Origin of the sequence: Desulfamplus magnetovallimortis (assembly GCF_900170035.1) — a bacterium.
Classification (GTDB): Bacteria; Desulfobacterota; Desulfobacteria; order Desulfobacterales; family Desulfobacteraceae; genus Desulfamplus; species Desulfamplus magnetovallimortis.
Genome location: NZ_LT828549.1, coordinates 210,185 through 211,406, shown reverse-complemented (window position 1 = coordinate 211,406; position 1,222 = coordinate 210,185). Strand labels below are relative to the sequence as shown.

General features: G+C 46.7%; 1 protein-coding gene and 1 pseudogene. Both read right to left on the bottom strand.

Features of this window, described 5'->3' with window-relative positions:
- Positions 1-185 (bottom strand): annotated as a pseudogene (locus MTBBW1_RS29125) (hypothetical protein); the annotation flags it as partial.
- A gap of 36 nt (positions 186-221) precedes the next feature.
- Positions 222-1,097, bottom strand: coding sequence for an Rpn family recombination-promoting nuclease/putative transposase (locus MTBBW1_RS16875; protein ID WP_186441408.1), 876 nt, complete (start codon positions 1,095-1,097; stop codon positions 222-224).
- Between the last annotated feature and the right edge of the window lie 125 nt (positions 1,098-1,222).

Sequence of the window (1,222 nt, the reverse complement as noted above, 5' to 3'; positions counted from 1 at the left end):
AATACTTGGAACGTTGAGGATGATAGTCGGTCTGCATTAACCTTGCCAAAAGCATCAAGGATCACCTCACGGGATGTCCCCGCCAGCGGGTTGGTTCTTTCCGTTATTGTAATGGGCAGCTCGGTATTCTCCCGAATGGTAAGACAGGGAATCCCCAGGGCAACAGCCGATCGCCCCCTCTCCATTTATGGAGGGGGCCGGGGGGTGAGGTTTGCTGACGCCTACTTGTCATCTCCCAACAGATGCAGTGGAATATCTATCTGCTCGTTGTTCAGGATTTTATTCACTGAATCCACATCAATCTGAGCAATTTGGGCGATCACCTCCACCGACAAGCCTTGCTTTTCCGCATTCCGGATTATGGAAATTACTTTTTCCTCCCCTCTTCTTTCCCCTCTTCTTTCCCCTATTTTTTCCCCTTCTTTGCGAAGCTTTTCCGCAAGCGTCATGACATATCCCCCCTCTTTTTGTGTCAAGGCCAGTTCGACAATATTCTTTATCGATTCTGCCGAGGCATCTTCCCTCGTACCGAACAGATATCTCAAAACGATCTCCAAACAGTGTAACCCTGTCGCACTACTCATGACTTCCCTCAACAACGACAGAATTCCCGGTAGCTTATTATCCATTAAATCCGGTTCACGGATGTGCTTGAATAACAACTGCATCACCCGAACCATGATTGTACCCCGAATTTCACCATCTGTGAAGTCCGACAGATCATGCAGACTGAAGCTGAAATCGGGGATATATGCTGAAAATGATTCTACCGGGCCTGACATCAGAGACGAAAAACGGATCCGATCCTTGGGCCATGGAGTCTCCCCATGGCAAATCAACAAAGGTAATACAATGGGCAGCGGCGGTTTCTTTTTCTTTTCCGGCTGCTGTTTCAGGAACAATCTCCAAATCTTCACCATATATTCCAAAAGCTGAAGATGAAGATATTTGTCGTCATAGCTCTTATGCTCGAATAGAACGTACAGGTAGCCGGAAATCCCGGAAAATCTCACCTTATAGAGCATATCGGAATAATAGTCCTCAAGCTCTTTCTCGATGAACGAATCCTTGCAAATCTCAAGACTGGCCGGATCCATCAAAACCAATCTCAAGGGGGTGTTGCTTCTAATTTCGGCCAATGGTAATTTTTGTGAGGCTGTCTGAATCAGGATACCCAGGATTAACAGGATAAGGCAGGATTATCTATCCATCATCCCCACTG